At 71.9% G+C, this 15,654-nt stretch carries 14 protein-coding genes and 1 riboswitch; of the genes, 3 read left to right on the forward strand and 11 right to left on the reverse strand.

Going from position 1 to position 15,654, the window contains the following annotated elements:
• Positions 1 to 20 precede the first annotated feature (20 nt).
• The gene (locus AB0K80_RS10380) at positions 21 to 1,166 is read right to left on the reverse strand and encodes a glycosyltransferase family 4 protein (RefSeq protein WP_365667845.1); all 1,146 of its coding nucleotides are present in this window, start codon (positions 1,164 to 1,166) and stop codon (positions 21 to 23) included.
• 120 nt (positions 1,167 to 1,286) lie between these two features.
• On the opposite strand from AB0K80_RS10380, the gene AB0K80_RS10385 reads away from it, so the two are divergent.
• A complete protein-coding gene (locus tag AB0K80_RS10385) occupies positions 1,287 to 2,522 on the forward strand; it encodes a glycosyltransferase family 87 protein (RefSeq protein ID WP_365667847.1) in 1,236 nt (411 codons plus the stop codon).
• A gap of 29 nt (positions 2,523 to 2,551) precedes the next feature.
• Here AB0K80_RS10385 and AB0K80_RS10390 read toward each other — a convergent pair whose 3' ends face one another.
• The 5 genes from AB0K80_RS10390 to AB0K80_RS10410 form a co-directional block, all read right to left on the reverse strand.
• The gene (locus AB0K80_RS10390; RefSeq protein WP_365667849.1) at positions 2,552 to 3,760 is read right to left on the reverse strand and encodes a hypothetical protein; all 1,209 of its coding nucleotides are present in this window, start codon (positions 3,758 to 3,760) and stop codon (positions 2,552 to 2,554) included.
• Positions 3,761 to 3,781: 21 nt separating this feature from the next.
• Positions 3,782 to 4,801 (reverse strand): NlpC/P60 family protein, encoded by a 1,020-nt coding sequence (locus tag AB0K80_RS10395; RefSeq protein ID WP_365667851.1) that lies wholly within the window; start codon positions 4,799 to 4,801, stop codon positions 3,782 to 3,784.
• Positions 4,802 to 5,024: 223 nt separating this feature from the next.
• Positions 5,025 to 6,065 carry an NlpC/P60 family protein gene (locus tag AB0K80_RS10400; RefSeq protein WP_365667853.1) on the reverse strand — a complete coding sequence of 347 codons (1,041 nt, stop codon included), beginning with the start codon at positions 6,063 to 6,065 and terminating at the stop codon, positions 5,025 to 5,027.
• 301 nt (positions 6,066 to 6,366) lie between these two features.
• Complete coding sequence (locus tag AB0K80_RS10405) at positions 6,367 to 7,716, reverse strand: NYN domain-containing protein (protein ID WP_365667855.1); 1,350 nt, start codon at positions 7,714 to 7,716, stop codon at positions 6,367 to 6,369.
• A gap of 37 nt (positions 7,717 to 7,753) precedes the next feature.
• The gene (locus AB0K80_RS10410) at positions 7,754 to 7,993 is read right to left on the reverse strand and encodes a hypothetical protein (RefSeq protein ID WP_365667857.1); all 240 of its coding nucleotides are present in this window, start codon (positions 7,991 to 7,993) and stop codon (positions 7,754 to 7,756) included.
• Positions 7,994 to 8,150: 157 nt separating this feature from the next.
• On the opposite strand from AB0K80_RS10410, the gene AB0K80_RS10415 reads away from it, so the two are divergent.
• Both AB0K80_RS10415 and AB0K80_RS10420 read left to right on the forward strand, forming a co-directional pair.
• Positions 8,151 to 8,915, forward strand: coding sequence for a rhomboid family intramembrane serine protease (locus tag AB0K80_RS10415; RefSeq protein ID WP_365667858.1), 765 nt, complete (start codon positions 8,151 to 8,153; stop codon positions 8,913 to 8,915).
• Complete coding sequence (locus AB0K80_RS10420; RefSeq protein WP_365667860.1) at positions 8,912 to 9,193, forward strand: Lrp/AsnC ligand binding domain-containing protein; 282 nt, start codon at positions 8,912 to 8,914, stop codon at positions 9,191 to 9,193. Before AB0K80_RS10415 ends, AB0K80_RS10420 begins: the two co-directional genes overlap by 4 nt.
• Before the next feature lie 4 nt (positions 9,194 to 9,197).
• Here AB0K80_RS10420 and AB0K80_RS10425 read toward each other — a convergent pair whose 3' ends face one another.
• The 5 genes from AB0K80_RS10425 to AB0K80_RS10445 form a co-directional block, all read right to left on the reverse strand.
• On the reverse strand, positions 9,198 to 10,565 hold the full coding sequence (locus AB0K80_RS10425) for an aminotransferase class V-fold PLP-dependent enzyme (RefSeq protein WP_365667864.1): 1,368 nt from the start codon (positions 10,563 to 10,565) through the stop codon (positions 9,198 to 9,200).
• 163 nt (positions 10,566 to 10,728) lie between these two features.
• Positions 10,729 to 10,845, reverse strand: a riboswitch (SAM riboswitch).
• 73 nt (positions 10,846 to 10,918) lie between these two features.
• The gene (trpD, locus tag AB0K80_RS10430) at positions 10,919 to 11,983 is read right to left on the reverse strand and encodes an anthranilate phosphoribosyltransferase (RefSeq protein WP_365667866.1); all 1,065 of its coding nucleotides are present in this window, start codon (positions 11,981 to 11,983) and stop codon (positions 10,919 to 10,921) included.
• A gap of 122 nt (positions 11,984 to 12,105) precedes the next feature.
• The gene (locus AB0K80_RS10435) at positions 12,106 to 13,743 is read right to left on the reverse strand and encodes a cytochrome bc complex cytochrome b subunit (RefSeq protein WP_365667868.1); all 1,638 of its coding nucleotides are present in this window, start codon (positions 13,741 to 13,743) and stop codon (positions 12,106 to 12,108) included.
• A complete protein-coding gene (locus tag AB0K80_RS10440) occupies positions 13,740 to 14,798 on the reverse strand; it encodes a Rieske 2Fe-2S domain-containing protein (RefSeq protein ID WP_365667870.1) in 1,059 nt (352 codons plus the stop codon). Before AB0K80_RS10440 ends, AB0K80_RS10435 begins: the two co-directional genes overlap by 4 nt.
• Positions 14,795 to 15,601 (reverse strand): c-type cytochrome, encoded by an 807-nt coding sequence (locus AB0K80_RS10445; protein WP_365667872.1) that lies wholly within the window; start codon positions 15,599 to 15,601, stop codon positions 14,795 to 14,797. Before AB0K80_RS10445 ends, AB0K80_RS10440 begins: the two co-directional genes overlap by 4 nt.
• Between the last annotated feature and the right edge of the window lie 53 nt (positions 15,602 to 15,654).

Consider the following 15,654-nt stretch of genomic DNA (forward strand, 5'->3'; position numbering starts at 1 on the left):
AGGGGACCGGGCGTTCGCCCTCAGGACAGCAGCGTGCGCAGTCTCTCCGCCAGCAGGTCCCAGCGCCACTTCTCCTCGACCCACTCCCGGCCCCGCTCCCCCATGCGGCGGCGCAGCTCGGCATCGCCCAGGAGGGCGATGATCGGCTCGGCCGCCTCCTGCGGGGAGCCGCCGCGCACCACCCAGCCGGTCTCGCCGTCGAGCACCGCGTCCGGCGCCCCGCCCGAGTCGCCGGCGACCACCGGCAGGCCCGTGGCCGAGGCCTCCAGGTAGACGATCCCCAGTCCCTCGACGTCGAGGCCGCCCCGGCGGGTGCGGCACGGCATGGCGAAGACGTCCCCGGCGCCGTAGTGGGCGGGCAGCTCGGACCAGGGCACCGGGCCCGTGAAGCGTACGGAGGCCGCGACGCCGGTGTCGTGGGCGAGCCGGCGCAGCTCCTTCTCGTACGGCCCGCCGCCGACGATGAGCAGCACCGTGTCCGGCTCGGCCGCCAGGATGCGCGGCATGGCCTGGATGAGGGTGTCCTGCCCCTTGCGGCGCACCAGCCGGGAGACGCACACCACCACCGGCCGGTCGGTGAGACCGAGCCGGGCGCGGACCTCGGCGCCGCCCGACGCGGGGTGGAAGGTCTTCTCGTCGACCCCGGGCGGCAGCTGCGCCATCCGTGCGGCGGCCTCGGGGGTCAGCGCGCCGGCGATCCGGGAACGCGTGTACTCGCCGAGGTAGGTGATCGTGTCGGTGGACTCCCCGATGCGGCGCAGCAGGTGCCGCGCCGCGGGCAGTTGCGCCCAGCCGGCCTCGTGCCCGTGGGTCGTGGCCACGATCCGCTCGGCGCCCGCCTTCCTGAGCGCCGGTGCCATCAGCCCGAGCGGGGCCGCCGCCCCGAACCACACCGACGTGCAGCCGTGCTCGCGCAGCAGCCCGACGGCCCTGCGGGTGGCCTGCGGGGTGGGCAGCAGCATGGTCGTACGGTCGCGTACGACGGTGAAGGGCTGCTCGGCGTCGAAGGCGGCGGTCGCCTCGACGCCCTCGCGGGTCCGCTTCCAGGTGGAGGCGTAGACGACGAGCCTGTCCGCATCGAGGCGCAGCGCCATGTTGTGGAGGAAGGCCTGGATGCCGCCCGGCCGGGGCGGGAAGTCGTTGGTCACGATCAGCGTCTTGTGCATCGCCGCCGACCCTACCGAAACGGCGGCGCACCGCCCGTGCCGGTGGCCCTTGTGGCACGCGCACAGCCGCCCGGGACATCATGGCCCCATCAAGACGGCACACGGACGGGCAGGGATCACGTGAAGACGACGGGCGTGCGGCGGTCCCTGGCGGCCCTGCTGGTCACCTGGGTACTGACGAGACTGCTGCTCCTGCTGTGCGTGCTCAAGGTGTACGTCTTCCCCGGCCCGGACGTCACCAGCGACGTGTCGGTGATCTACCAGGGCTGGTACGGCGTCCTGCGCACCGGAACGTTCCCGCTGGACGACGTGACCTGGCAGTACCCGCCGGGCGCCGCCCTGGCGATCCTCTCCCCCGGGCTGCTGCCGTTCCTGGACTACGCGACGGCCTTCTTCGTCCTGTGCTGCCTGGCCGACCTGGTGACGCTGGCCCTGCTGCTGTACGCCGGCCGGCGCCCGGACCGGACGCTGCGCGGGGCCTGGGTGTGGGTGGTGGGCGTCCCGCTGCTCGGCCCGACCGTCTACGCCCGTTACGACGTGATGGTGACGGCGGTGGCGGTGGCCGCGCTGCTCGCCGGGGCCCGGCACCCCCGCGCGATGGGCGCGCTGGCGGCCTTCGGGGCGCTGCTGAAGGTGTGGCCGGCGATGCTGCTCCTCGGGGTCCGCCGGCGCGGTTCCTGGGCGGCGGCCCTGCTGACCGCGGCGGGGCTCGCCGCCCTGTTCGCGGTGGCCATGCCGGGCGGGTTCGCGTTCCTGACCTTCCAGCGGGACCGCGGCACCGAGGTGGAGTCGCTCGGCGCGCTCGTCTTCCACGTGGCCCGGCACCACGGCTGGGACGGCCAGGTGCTGCTGCACTACGGCTCGGTCGAGTTCCTCGGCCCGTACGTGGACGTGGTGAGCACGGCCGCGCTGTTCCTGACCGGGGCGGCGTGCGGCTGGCTGCTGCTGTGGCGGCTGCTGGCCGGCCGCTTCGAGGCGCACACGGTCGCCGACGCGGCGTTCGTGGCGGTGCTGATGTTCACCACCACGAGCCGGGTGATCAGCCCGCAGTACCTGGTGTGGCTGGTCGGCCTGGCGGCGGTCTGCCTGGGCTTCCGGGCCAGCCGGATGCGGCTGCCGGTCGCGCTGGTCCTGACGGCCGCGTTCGTGACAGTGCTGGAGTTCCCGGTCTACTTCGCGAACGTGGTGGCCAGCGACGCGCTCGGCATCACGCTCCTGGTCGTGCGCAACGGCCTGCTGGTGGCCGCCACCCTCACCGCCGCCCGCACACTGTGGCGCGCCACGGTCCCGCCCAGGACCCCCGCTCCCCTGCCGCCTCACACGGCCCGCTCCAGCGAGACCCCGGTCTCCTCCTGACGCACCGCCGCCGGCCCGGCCGCCCCGCCTCAAGCGGGCGGGCCGACTGACCCGAGCCGCTCCCGCAGGTACGCCCGCCACCGCGCGGTGAACGCCTCGGGTGTCGTCCCGAGCACCTCGCGCAGGGCGTCCTCGACCGCCCCGGCCCGCTTCTCGTGCGCCCCGACGGCCCGGTAGAACTCCGCCAGCCGGGCCTCGCCCCAGCGCTCGGCGATCAGCCGGCAGGCCGTCCAGCCGCTCTCGTAGGCCCGGGCGAGCCGGCCGGCGTCGCCGGAGAAGCCGAAGTCCGCGTCGTCCGGGAGCCGCTGCGGCACCTCGCCCCGGGCGAGGGCACGGGCCAGCTCGGGTGCGGCCTGGGCCGGGGTGCGTCCGCTGCCGCGGTAGCCGACCCAGTCGGCGTAGCCCTCGGAGAGCCACAGCGGGGTGGCGGGGCCGGTGTGGGCGCGGGTGGCGACATGGGTGGTCTCGTGAGTGAGGACGACCTGTCTGCCGAGCGCGCCGAGCAGCCCGTAGGCGTCCGGGTTGACGATGATCCGGTCCGCGGGCGCCCGGTCCGGGGTGCCGACCTCGCCGGTGGTGACCGCCGCGATCCCGCGGTAGGAGGAGGCCGGTGAGCCGAGCAGCGCCGCCATGCCCTGCAGCGACTTCGGCACGACGACCACGACCCGCCGGGGCCAGTCGGTGCCCCAGGCGTCCGACACGGCGGGCACCGCCCGGTCGGCCAGGTCCGCGTAGCCGCGCAGGGCCAGGCGGGACTGCCCGACGCCCAGGACGAGGCCGCGGGTGCCGTGGACGACCGTCACCTTCCCCTGGTCCCACAGTTGCTGGGCGGACGTGCGGGCGGGCCGGTCGGCGTCGACGTCCCACTGCCCGTCCGCGCCCCGGCTCAGGGTCAGCACGCGGCCGGCGGTGACCGGGGCCTTGTCGTAGCCCTGGATCCGGTAGCGCAGTTCGGCGTCGGCGGTGGCCCGGTCGCCGGTGCGGTGCAGGGCGGTCAGGCGGTAGGACCAGTCGGCGAACGGAATCTCGCGGAGGCGGTCGAACCAGCCCGGCGCGCCGGTGCGCAGGAAGGCCGCCCGGTCGTGGCCGAGGACGGCCGCCGCCCGCCGGTCCAGCGTGCGCTGCACGCCGGCGCCGGCGGCGTCGGCGCCGGGCCCGCCGCCGCAGGCGACCAGGGAGACGAGCAGCAGGCACACCGCCACCACCGCTGATCCCGGCACCCGCCCTCGCCCTGCCACCTTTCCGAGGGTACGGGCAGGTCAGACTCTGGTGACCGACGAGACCGGCATCATCCCGACCGGGTCGTAGCGCACCGGCGCGCCCGGGTAGGGCGCGTGGATCACCTGGCCGTTGCCCGCGTACATCCCGACATGGCTGGCATCGGAACGGTAGATGACCAGGTCACCCGGTTGCGCCTGGGACAGCGGGACCTGGCGGCCCGCGTACCGCTGGGCCTGCGAGGTGCGCGGCAGGAAGACCCCGGCCTGCGCGTACGACCACTGCATCAGGCCCGAACAGTCGAAGCCGCTCGGGCCGTTGGCGCCCCAGACGTACGGCTTTCCGAGCGCGGAGCGGGCCGCGGCGACGGCGGCGGCCGCACGGCCGGAGGCCGGGGCGCCGGTGTCCCCGAGGCCGGGCATGCCGAGGCGTCCGGCGGAGCGGGTTGCGCGCTCGTAGGCGGCGCGCTCGTCGTCCGGCAGGGAGTTCAACAGGCGCCGGGCCGCGGCGAGTTTGCGTTCGACGGTCTTCTTGTGGGCGGCGACCGTCCTGCGGCCGCGCTCCAGCTCGCGCAGTTTCCGGGCGGCCTCGGCGCGTTCCTGGCCGAGTTCGCGCAGGGCCGACTCGAGGTCCCTGAGCTCGCCGGCCTGGCGGGCGCTGATCTGGTCGAGGACCAAGGCCTTGTCGAGGTAGTCCTCCGGGTCGTCGGAGAAGAGCAGCGCGAGGGAGGGGTCGAGGCCGCCGGAGCGGTACTGGGCGCCGGCGAGAGAACCCAGCGCCTCCCGCATGGTGTTGACGCGCTGTTGCCGGCGGGCGATGCGGTCCTGGGCGGTGCCGATCTCCTCGCGCAGTGCGTCGGTGCGCTCGTCTGCCTTGTTGTAGGCCTCGGTCGCCTTCTCGGCCTCCTCGTAGAGGCGGTCCACCTCGGCACGGGTGTCGTCGTGCGGCGCGGCCTGCGCCGGTACGGCGCCCAGCAGGGCCGCCGCGAGGGACAGGACGCTGACCGCGACATGGGTGCCCCGGTCGAGACCGGATGCTGCAAGGCGGCGATGGGACCCCACGGGAAGCCGCTCTCCTTCCGCTGGCGGACTGGAAACGCGGCAGACAGTAGCCCCGCGGTGGGGTGCCGACCAACGACCGTCGTGGGTACACACGGTGACGCCCCGCCGCTGACGCAGGTCATCGGCGGGGCGTGGGGTCACGACGCCACGAGGGGAATCCCCCGAACGGCGGACACGGTGTCCTGATCTTGGAGTCGCCCGCAGGGGGCGGCCCGGCGGGGGGTCAGACGCGCACGCCCCACATGAAGGGGCCGCCGATGGTGCTCATCGACTCGTAGCGCACGACCGTGCCGGTGCGGGGGGCGTGCAGCACCTGGCCGTTGCCCGCGTACAGGCCCACGTGGTGCAGGTCGTTGAAGAAGAACACCAGGTCGCCGACCTTCAGGTCCTTGACCGAGTAGATCCTGGTGCCGATCTGGGACTGCGCCTCGGAGGTGCGCGGGATGGAGACGCCGGCCTGGGCGTAGGCCCAGGAGGTCAGGCCCGAGCAGTCGAAGGAGGACGGGCCGGTGGCGCCGTAGACGTACGGCGAGCCGATCTTGCTCTGGGCGGCGGCGAAGGCGGCGGCCGCGCGGCCCGAGCCGGGCGGGACGTCGTCGCTGAGGGCGTCGCGTTCGCTGGTGCGGCTGGCCCGGGCCTGCTCGGCGGCGAGTTCGGCCTTCTCCTTGGCGGTGAGGCTGTTGAGCAGCTTCTGCGCGGCGGCGAGCTTGCCCTGGACTTCCTTCTTCTTCTTGCCGAGTTCGGTCCGGGTGGAGGCGAGGTCCTTGAGCTTGTCGGCGGCCTCGGCGCGCTCCTGGGCGAGTTCGCGCTGCTTCTCCTGGATCTTCTTCAACGCCTCGACCTGCTGGCTGCTGAGCTGGTCGAGGGTGGAGGCCTTGTCCAGGTAGTCGTCGGGGTCAGAGGACAGGAAGAGCTGGAGGGACGAGTCGATCGTGCCGGTGCGGTACTGGGCGGCGGCCGCCAGGCCGATGCTGTCGCGCAGCTCGTTGAGTTCTTCCTGGCCGCGGGCGACGTTGTCCTGGATGGTGGAGATCTCCTTCTGGAGCTTCTCCTGCTTCTCCTTGGCCCCGTTGTACTTCTCGGTGGCCTGCTCTGCCTCTTCGTAGAGCTTGTCGACCTTGGCCTTGACCTCGTCCTTGCTCGGCTTCTCGCTGGGCGCGGCGTTGGCGGCCTGCGAACCAAGGGCGACGGCAGCGGCGGCAGCGGTGGACAGCACGGTCACACGTGCGCGGCTCGGCTGCTTGGGACGACGGTGGGACGCCACGAAGGCGAGCTCCTTCTTCCTCCAGCCGCCTACCGACACGCCGGCGGGCGGTTCCCTCCGCCGTCACTCACCCCTTGCGAGCGAACACCCGAGCGGAGGTTCGGAGGCAGACCCTAGTGACCCGGCTGTGATCAGATCAAATCCTCAGCGGAAAAAATGCCCTCGCTGGTCCCATTGTTTACACGCAACTCACACGACGTGAGACGGCTTTGACGCAACGTCGCCCACAGAGGGGGTGAATCCGGGCAAGAGCCCTGTACGTTGCGAACAGCTCCCCGGGGCGCTGACCGGGACGTAACCCTCAGGCCTTGGAGAACCGCTTCAACAGCACCGCCGACGCCACCGGACGGGCCCCTGCCCGGGCCACTCCGTCGGCGACCTCGCGGTCGGTGGAGGCGACGATGACCGGGCGGCCCGGCGGCTCGGCGCGCACCAGCTGGCGGATCAACTCGTCGGCGGTGACGCCCGGTTTGGAGAACAGCACACGCACCCCGCGCGGCGGCGCCAGCAGCACCGGCGCGGCCAGTTCCGCCCCGTCGAAGACACACGTCACCTCGGCGCCGGTCTGGGCGGCGAGCTGGGCGAGCTGGCCGAGAATGCGCAGGCGCTGCTTCTCCAGCGGCATCTGCGGATAGCCGGTCTTGGTGACGTTGTAGCCGTCGACGACCAGATGGGCCTGCGGCAGCGCCAGCAGCTGGTCGAGAATGGCCGGATCGTCCTCGGACAGGGCCCGGGCGGCGATGTCCTTCGGGGTCATCCGGCCCGGCTCCACGGCGTCCACGGTCTCGGCGGGCCGCATCGACACCGGCGGCAGCGCGAGCTCGCGGCGCAGCCCCTGGGCGGCGTCCAGCACGGTGTCCAGCAGCAGCCGTACCCGCATGTCCTCGACGCTGCGCCCCTCCCGGGCCGCCCGGCGCGCGGCCTCCAGGGCGGCCTCGGTCTCCCCGAGCCGCGCCTTCAGGCGCCGGGTCTCGCTCTCGGCCGCCGACACCTGGGCCTGCCCCTCGGCGCGGACGGCTTCGATCTCGCTCTGGACCTTGCGCAGCGCCGCCTCACCGCGCTTGACGTCACTGAGGGCGGCGCGGAGCTTGCGGTGCAGCGACTCCGCTTCCTTCCGGGCCGTCTCCAGCTCCCCGCGCAGCCGCTCGGTCTCGGCCTTGCCCTGCTCCCGGGCCCGGGCGAGTTCGGCGCGCAGCCGCTCCAGCTCGGCCCGGTTCTCCTCGTCGGCGCGCTCGGCGTCCGCCCGCTGGGCCTCCTCGCCGGCGGCGGTGACCAGCTTGACCCAATCGGCGGGCCGCAGCACATAGGCCGCGGCCGCCACGTCGAGCGGGTCCGCGGCCGGAGGCGGGGAGCCGGAGTCCAGGGCGCCGGCCAGTTCCGGCTGGGCCTCTCTGAGCTTCTCCCCGATGCGCTGCCGGAACAACGGGTCGGTCTCCAGCGCCGCGGCCATGGCGTTGCCGGCGAACTTGGCCCGGCGGTTCGGGGCGAACCGGGCGTACTGCCGAAGCTGCGCGGGCAGCTCGGCGACCGTCAGCGCGCCGAAGCCGTCCGAGACGATCTGCACGACCCTGCGGCGCACCCCGTCGGGCAGCGGACGGTCGAGCACCTCAGCGGCGCCGTCGCCCGGCCCCCCGCCTTGTGTCTCCGCCATCCGTCACACCCCAATACCGTGCGGGGCCCGCTCCCCGTCAGGAGCCGGCACCCGGCCTGTCCACGAGTTCCACCTGGTCCACCGCGTTGCACCACCGGCAGCGCACCGACTCGATGGTCTCACTGAGCACCTCGCGCTCCTCCACCTTCGGCTCGCCGGCCAGGTCGAGGTGGACGTACTCGACGACCTTCGCCGAGCGGGTCACGTCGAAGCGCGTGAGGTTGCCGCACAGGGTGCAGCGCCACCGCGTCGTGGCGGTCGGCAGGGGAACCGTCATCGTGACTGTTCGCTTTCTTCCAGTGTCCGTGACGCCACCGGCCTCCCCGGTGCGTGTGGCTCGTAACCCTACGGCCTGGCGGCTGCTCCCCGCCCGCCCGTCCACGGCGGCGAGGCGTTCTGTCGCCCTGCGTCCCGGTACGTCATGCTCTGTGTCCATGATCGGCAAGTGGAGCGCGTCACAGGTCCGGGTCCGGTTCGCCTCCGGCAGGGCGGCGGGGAAAGGCAGGGGGCCGTCGGCGCCCGTGACGTACGCGCTGATCGCCGCCTGCTGCCTGCTCTTCGTCCTCTCCCCGGCCTCCGGCCTCGGCGCGGAGCACGGCACCGGCGACGAGCTGCTCGCCGCCCAGCGCGCCTACTTCCGGCGCTGGGGTGTGATCCCCGCAGACCTGTTCGAGGGGTCCTCGGGGGCCGCCCTCACCCCCGCCACGGCGCTCTTCGTCCACGGCAGCTGGGTCCACCTGCTCGGCAACATGCTGTTCCTCTTCGTCTTCGGGGCGATGACCGAGGAGCGGATGGGCCGGCTGCGGTTCACCCTGTTCTACGTCGGCTGCGGCTACCTCGCCCTGCTGGGCTACGCCGTCGCCGACGCGGACTCCGAGCAGTCGCTGGTCGGTGCCTCCGGGGCGATCTCGGGGGTCCTCGGCGCGTTCCTGTACCTGTTCCCCCGGGCCCGGGTGACCAGTCTCCTGCCGTTCCTGTTCTTCCTGCCGGTGCGGTTCCCGGCGTGGCTCGTGCTGCCCTTCTGGGCGGTGCTGCAGTGGGTGGCGGCCGGGCGGGACTCCCAGGGGCCGGAGGTGGCGTACCTGGCGCACCTGGTGGGATTCGGCCTGGGCTTCGCCTACGCGTGGGTCCGCTTCGGCCCGGCGACTAGAGTGAGGCCCGCACCGGCCCCGGCGTCCGAGGGAGAGAACCAGCCGTGATCACCGCGATCGTCCTCATCAAGACCAGCGTGGACCGGATCCCCGAGATCGCGGAGCAGATCGCCGCGCTGGACAGCGTCAGCGAGGTCTTCTCCGTCACGGGGACGTACGACCTGATCGCCATGGTCCGGGTGCGGCGGCACGAGGACCTCGCCGAGGTGATCCCCGGCCGCATCAGCAAGATCCCGGGCGTGGAGGCGACGGACACCCACGTGGCGTTCCGCACCTACTCGCAGCACGACCTGGAGGCCGCGTTCGCCATCGGCCTGGACAGCTGAGGACTCAGGCGGAGGTGTCCGGCACGCACCGCCCGTCCTGCGTGCGGTAGGTCCACCGCGCCCCGTCGCGCACGAGCTCCCGCACGGCGGCCAGGAAGCGGTCGACGTGCTCGTCGGGGGTCCCCGCCCCGAAGCTCACCCGGATCGCGTTGAGCGACTTCTCGCCGGGCGCCGCCTCGGGGGCGCCGCACTCGCCCTGCGTCTGCGGGTCGCTGCCCAGCAGCGCGCGCACCAGCGGATGGGCGCAGAACAGGCCGTCCCGTACGCCGATGCCGTACTCGGCGGAGAGCGCGGCGGCGAAGTGGGAGCTGTTCCAGCCCTCGACGACGAAGGACAGCACACCGACGCGCGGGGCGTCGTCCCCGAACAGGGAGAGCACCCTGACCTCGGGCACCTCGGCGAGACCCGCGCGGACCTTGCCGATCAGGTACCGCTCGCGGGCGACGAGCGTGTCGAACCCGGCCTCGGTGAGGGCCTTGCAGGCCGAGGCGATGGCGTAGGCGCCGATGACGTTGGGCGAGCCGGCCTCGTGCCGGGCGGCGCCGTCGTGCCACTGCACCTCCACTCCCCCGTCCGCGCGCCGGGAGACCGTGCGGCTGGCGCCGCCGCCCGCGAGGTACGGCTCGGCCGCGCCCAGCCAGTCGGCCCGGCCGGCCAGCACCCCGGAGCCGAACGGGGCGTACAGCTTGTGCCCGGAGAAGGCGACCCAGTCGACGTCCAGGTCCCGGACGCTCACCGGGTGGTGCGGGGCGAGCTGGGCGGCGTCCAGCACGATCCGCGCGCCGTGCGCGTGGGCGGCCGCGGCCAGCTCCCGTACGGGCCACAGCTCGCCGGTGACGTTCGAGGCGCCGGTGACGCAGACCAGGGCCGGGCCGTAGGGGTCCCGGTCGGCCAGGGCGCGCTCCAGGATCTCCACGGCCTGCCGGGGGCTGCGCGGGGCGTCCAGGCAGGTGACCCGCGCGTGCTGCCAGGGCAGCAGTGCGGCGTGGTGCTCGGTCTCGAAGACGAACACCTGGCAGCCGGCCGGGAGCGCCCGGGCCAGCAGGTTGAGCGAGTCGGTGGTCGACCGGGTGAAGACCACCTGGTCCGTCTCCCGGCAGCCGAGGAACGCGGCGACCGTCTTCCGGGCGTTCTCGAACAGGTCGGTCGACAGCTGGGAGAGGTACCCGGCGCCGCGGTGGACGCTGCCGTAGTACGGCGCGTAGGCCGCCACGTCGTCCCAGACCCGCTGGAGCGCCGGCGCGCTGGCGGCGTAGTCGAGCGCGGCGTAGGTGACCTCGCCGCCGGTGACGAGCGGGACGGTGACATCCCGGCCCAGAACGGGCAGCGGGGCACAAACGGACGGGGCGACGGCAGCGGTGGAGACGGACATGGCTGAACTCCCGTGAAGGCAGGTGGAGATCACCACGCGAGCGCACCCGGCTCGAGCGTGGGACAAGGAGAAAGGAGATTGCGGAGGCGGGGCTCTGCGGCCCTAGCGCATTCGCTTGCTCACGGAAGACTCCTCGACGACCAGGACCCCTGGTGTCGCGAGGGGTCCGCGCTTGCCGTAGACCTCGCTGCCTACGGCCTGGTCTTCACCCGGGGCACCCCGCCACGGACGGAGGGTTGCCGGACAGCCGGCCGGGGCCTGATGGCTGTCACTCATGACCTGGACAGGAACGTACGCGAGGTGATCGCCGTCCCGCAACCCGAGTCCGGATGGCGGGACGGCGAGCTGCCCGCTCAGGCGTTGCTGACCGCGACCCAGCGCTCCAGGACGCCCCTGGCGGCCCCGGAATCGATGGACTGCGCCGCCTTCTCCATCCCGGCGCGGAGCTGCTCGGCCAGCGGCGCCGAGGTCGGCTCCAGGGCCACCAGCGCGGCGGCCGAGTTGAGCAGGACGGCGTCCCGCACCGGCCCCTGCTCGCCGTCCAGCAGACGCCGGGCGACTTCCGCGTTGTAGGAGGCGTCGGCGCCGCGCAGGGCCTCCACGGGGACGAGGTCGATGCCGACGTCCCGGGGGTCGAAGGCCTCCTCGGTCACCGTGCCGTCCCGCACGATCCACACCCGGGAGGTGGATGTGGTGGTCAGCTCGTCGAGGCCGTCGTCGCCGCGGAAGACCAGCGAGGAGCAGCCGCGTTCGGCGAAGACCCCCGCCATGATCGGCGCCATCCGGGCGTCGGCGACCCCGACCGCCTGCGCCTTGACCTTCGCCGGGTTGGCCAGCGGACCGAGGAAGTTGAACACCGTCCGGATGCCCAGCTGGCCGCGCGCGGCGGCCACATGGCGCAGGGCCGGGTGGAACTTCACGGCGAAGCAGAAGGTGATGCCGGCCTCCTCGGCGACCTCGGCGACCCGCTGCGGCGTCAGCTCCAGATTGACGCCGAGCTTCTCCAGGACGTCGGAGGCACCCGAGGCCGAGGAGGCGGCTCGGTTGCCGTGCTTGACCACCTTGGCGCCCGTGCCGGCGACCACGATCGACGACATCGTGGAGATGTTCACCGTCTTCGCGCCGTCACCGCCCGTCCCGACGATGTCGACGGTCGGCCCCGGCACCTCGATCACGTTGGCGTGCTCGTACAGGGCCCGGACGCAGCCGGCGATCTCCTCCACGGTCTCGCCCTTGGCCCGCAGCGCGACCACGAATCCGGCGATCTGCGCGTCGGTCATCTCGCCGCGCATGATCAGGTCCATCGCCCAGGCGGTGTCGTCCGCGGTGAGGTCCCGGCCGTCCAGCAGGCCGTTGAGCAGGGCGGGCCAGGAACGGCCCGCCGCGGTGTCGCCTCCAGCGGGGGTCACAGCGCTCATAGCCGCTCCTGGTCGTCGTAGGACAGTGGTGGGCCCACCCTATCCAGCCGGGAGCACGGCGAAGGGCCCCCGTCCGAACACCGGACGGGGGCCCTTCGGCCGTGGCGTGGCGACCGCGGTGATCAGTGGTGGCCGTGGCCGCTCGTGATCTCCTTGTACTCCTCGACGGTGGGCTTCGGGATCTGGGCGCCCTCGCCGTAGTAGGCGTTGCTGAGCTTGGCGCGCAGCTTCTCGGAGCCCTTCACCTTGCGCTCGACGCCGTTCTCGTCGACCGTCGGGCCGATCTCGGCCGGCTGGTACTGCTCGTGCGCCGTGAGGGTGTACAGCTGCTCCTGGCTGAGCGGCTCGTGCACCTCGATGAACTCACCGTGCGGCAGGCGCTTGATGATGCCGGCCTCCCGGCCGTGCAGCACCTTGTCCTTGTCCCGGCGCTGCAGGCCGAGGCAGATCCGCTTGGTGACGATGAACGCGAGGACCGGTCCGACGAAGAAGCCGATACGGACGAACCAGGTGACCGCGTTGATCGAGAGGTGGAAGTGGGTGGCGATGATGTCGTTGCCACCGCCGATCAGCATGATCATGTAGCCGGTGACCCAGGCGACGCCCAGGGCGGTCCGGGTCGGGGCGTTGCGCGGCCGGTCCAGGATGTGGTGCTCGCGCTTGTCCCCGGTGACCCAGGACTCGATGAACGGGTACAGGGCGATCACCGCGAGGAACAGGCCGAACAGCACCAGCGGGATGAACACGCCCAGGACGAGCGTGTGACCCCAGATGTTGATCTCCCAGCCGGGCATGGCACGGACCAGGCCCTCGGCGAAGCCCATGTACCAGTCGGGCTGCGCGCCGGTCGACACGTGGTCGGGACGGTAGGGGCCCATCGCCCAGATCGGGTTGACGGACGCGATGCCGGCCAGGGCCGCGATGACACCGAAGACCAGGAAGAAGAAGCCTCCGGCCTTGGCCATGTAGACCGGCAGCAGCGGCATGCCGACGACGTTCTTGTTGGTCCGGCCGGGACCCGCGAACTGGGTGTGCTTGTGGTAGAAGACCAGGATCAGGTGGCCCACCACGAGCCCGAGCATGATGCCCGGCAGCAGCAGGATGTGGATCGAGTAGAACCGGGCGACGAAGTCGTCGCCGGGGAACTCGCCGCCGAACAGGAACATCGAGATGTAGGTGCCGACGATCGGCATCGACAGGATCGCGCCCTGCGTGAAGCGGACACCGGTGCCGGAGAGCAGGTCGTCCGGGAGCGAGTAGCCGGTGAAGCCGGTGAACATGCCCAGGACGAACAGCAGGAAGCCGAACAGCCAGTTGATCTCGCGCGGCTTGCGGAACGCGCCGGTGAAGAAGACGCGCATCATGTGCACGAACATGCCGGCGAGGAAGATGATCGCCGCCCAGTGGTGGATCTGCCGGATCAGCAGACCGCCGCGCACGTCGAAGCTGATGTCCAGCGTCGACTTGTACGCCTCGCTCATCAGCTGGCCCTGCATCGGCACGTAGGTGCCGTGGTACTCCACCTCGTTCATCGACGGGTGGAAGAACAGGGTCAGGTACACACCCGTGAGGATGATGATGAGGAAGCTGTACAGGCAGATCTCGCCCAGCATGAAGGACCAGTGGTCCGGGAAGATCTTCCGCATGTTGGCCTTGGCCAGGGAGTAGATCCCCAGCCGGCCGTCGGCCCAGTCGGCGACGCGCTCGCCGGCCGGCGCCTTCCCGCGAGAGCGGGACTCGTTGGTGGCTGAAGTGCTCATCCGCGCTCCCAGAAAGCAGGACCGACGGGCTCGTCGAAGTCGCCGAGCGCTTCGAGGTAGCCCTCGTCGTTCACGCCGATGCGCAGCTGCGGCAGGGCGTGGCCGGCGGGACCGAAGATCACCCGGGCACCGTCGGACAGGTCGAAGGTGGACTGGTGGCAGGGGCAGAGCACGTGGTGCGTCTGCTGCTCGTACAGGGAGATCGGGCAACCGACGTGGGTGCAGATCTTCGAGAACGCGACGATGCCCTCGTGCGACCACTCGAGTTCGCGCTTGTCCTTGATGTCCTCCGGCTGGATCCGGACGATCATCAGGGCGGCCTTGGCGATCTCGTTCTGGAATCCGTGGTCGTGCTCCTCCAGGTCCTCGGGCTTGGCGAAGGTCAGCGAGCCGACCGCGATGTCGGACGGACGCAGCGGCTCGTTGGTGTTCATGTTGACGAGCAGCTTGCCCTTGCGCCACAGGGTGTGGAAGAGCTTGTCCTCCGGCAGCGGGCCGAGGTCCCGCAGCAGCACGAGACCGGACAGCGGCACCAGGCTCAGCGCGCCGACCATGGTGTTGCGGATCAGCTTCCGGCGGCCGAGCTGCGACTCCTTCGCGCCCTGCCGGAAGTCGGACATGACCTTGGCCTTGACCTCGGGGTCGGCCTCGATCGGGTGGCGGTCGTCGGCGATCTCCACGTCGGACATCAGGGTGCGGGCCCAGTGGACCGCGCCCGCGCCGATGGTGAACAGCGCGACACCCAGCGTCAGGCCGAGCGCGAAGTTCAGCGCGCTGATGTGGCCCAGCGGGAAGACGTAGATCGCCTTGTCGACCGGGATCGCCACGTACGAGGCGATGAAGCCGATGGTGGCCAGCATCGACACCGTGAACAGCAGGGCGACCGTGCGCTCGGACCGCTTTGCGGCCCGCTCGTCGACGTCCTGGATCCGGTGCTCGTGGGGCGGCAGGCCCGGGTCGGCGAACGGGTTCTTCTCGTCCGCGACGCCTACCGCACCGTGGGCGGTGTCCTGCTCTGCGGGCAGGTTCTCTTCGGGAATGTCTTGGCTACTCATGACTTCTTGGCCTTTGCGGTCCGAGCGGCGACCCACACGGCGACGGCGATCAGACCGCCCAGACCGGCGATCCAGCCGAACAGGCCCTCGCTGACCGGACCGAGTCCGCCCAGCTCCGTGCCGCCGGGGCTCACGGTGTCCTCACCGTTGACCGCGTTCAGGTACGCGATGATGTCCTTCTTGTTCTTCTCCGTCAGCGTGGTGTCGGGGAAGGACGGCATGTTCTGCGGGCCGGTCAGCATGGCCTCGTAGATGTGCTTGTTGCTGACGCCCTCGAGGCTCGGCGCGAACTTGCCGTGGGTCAGCGCCCCGCCCTTGCCGGTGAAGTTGTGGCACTGGGCGCAGTTCTCCCGGAACAGGTCACCGCCCGCGGCGATGTCCGCGCCCTGGGGACCGTACTGCTCCTCGGCCGGGATGGCCGGGCCGGCGCCCAGCGACGCGATGTACGCCGCCAGCTGGTCGATCTCGGCCTGCGAGTAGATGTTCTTCTTCTTCGGGACCTGCGCGCCGGGCTGCTGGGCCGGCATACGGCCGGTGCCCACCTGGAAGTCGACGGCCGCGGCGCCCACGCCGACCAGGCTCGGGCCGTCAGTGGTGCCCTGACCGCCGGTGCCGTGGCAGCTGGCGCAGCCGACCGCGTAGAGCTTCTTGCCCTCCTCGATGGTGAGGGACTGGGCGGTTTGGTCGGCCTCCGCCTTGCTCGGTGCGAGAAAGACGTACAGCCCCCCGGTGCATGCCAGCGCGAGGAGTAGGACGACGACCGCCGCCAACGGGTGGCGTCGTCGTGCGGAGAGCTTTTTCACGGATTACCCCGGTGTCAGGATCTTCTGCGTCGATGCTTCTGGGTTGTGCGCTT

This window comes from Streptomyces sp. NPDC052682 (assembly GCF_040678435.1).
GTDB lineage: Bacteria > Actinomycetota > Actinomycetes > Streptomycetales > Streptomycetaceae > Streptomyces.

Coding starts and splice junctions, on each gene's coding strand:
- AB0K80_RS10410 (WP_365667857.1), bottom strand. CDS start 7,993: ATGACGGTTCCCCTGCCGACCGCCACGACGCGGTGGCGCTGCACCCTG.
- AB0K80_RS10405 (WP_365667855.1), bottom strand. CDS start 7,716: ATGGCGGAGACACAAGGCGGGGGGCCGGGCGACGGCGCCGCTGAGGTG.
- trpD (WP_365667866.1), bottom strand. CDS start 11,983: ATGAGCGCTGTGACCCCCGCTGGAGGCGACACCGCGGCGGGCCGTTCC.
- AB0K80_RS10415 (WP_365667858.1), top strand. CDS start 8,151: ATGATCGGCAAGTGGAGCGCGTCACAGGTCCGGGTCCGGTTCGCCTCC.
- AB0K80_RS10380 (WP_365667845.1), bottom strand. CDS start 1,166: ATGCACAAGACGCTGATCGTGACCAACGACTTCCCGCCCCGGCCGGGC.
- AB0K80_RS10425 (WP_365667864.1), bottom strand. CDS start 10,565: ATGTCCGTCTCCACCGCTGCCGTCGCCCCGTCCGTTTGTGCCCCGCTG.
- AB0K80_RS10440 (WP_365667870.1), bottom strand. CDS start 14,798: ATGAGTAGCCAAGACATTCCCGAAGAGAACCTGCCCGCAGAGCAGGAC.
- AB0K80_RS10435 (WP_365667868.1), bottom strand. CDS start 13,743: ATGAGCACTTCAGCCACCAACGAGTCCCGCTCTCGCGGGAAGGCGCCG.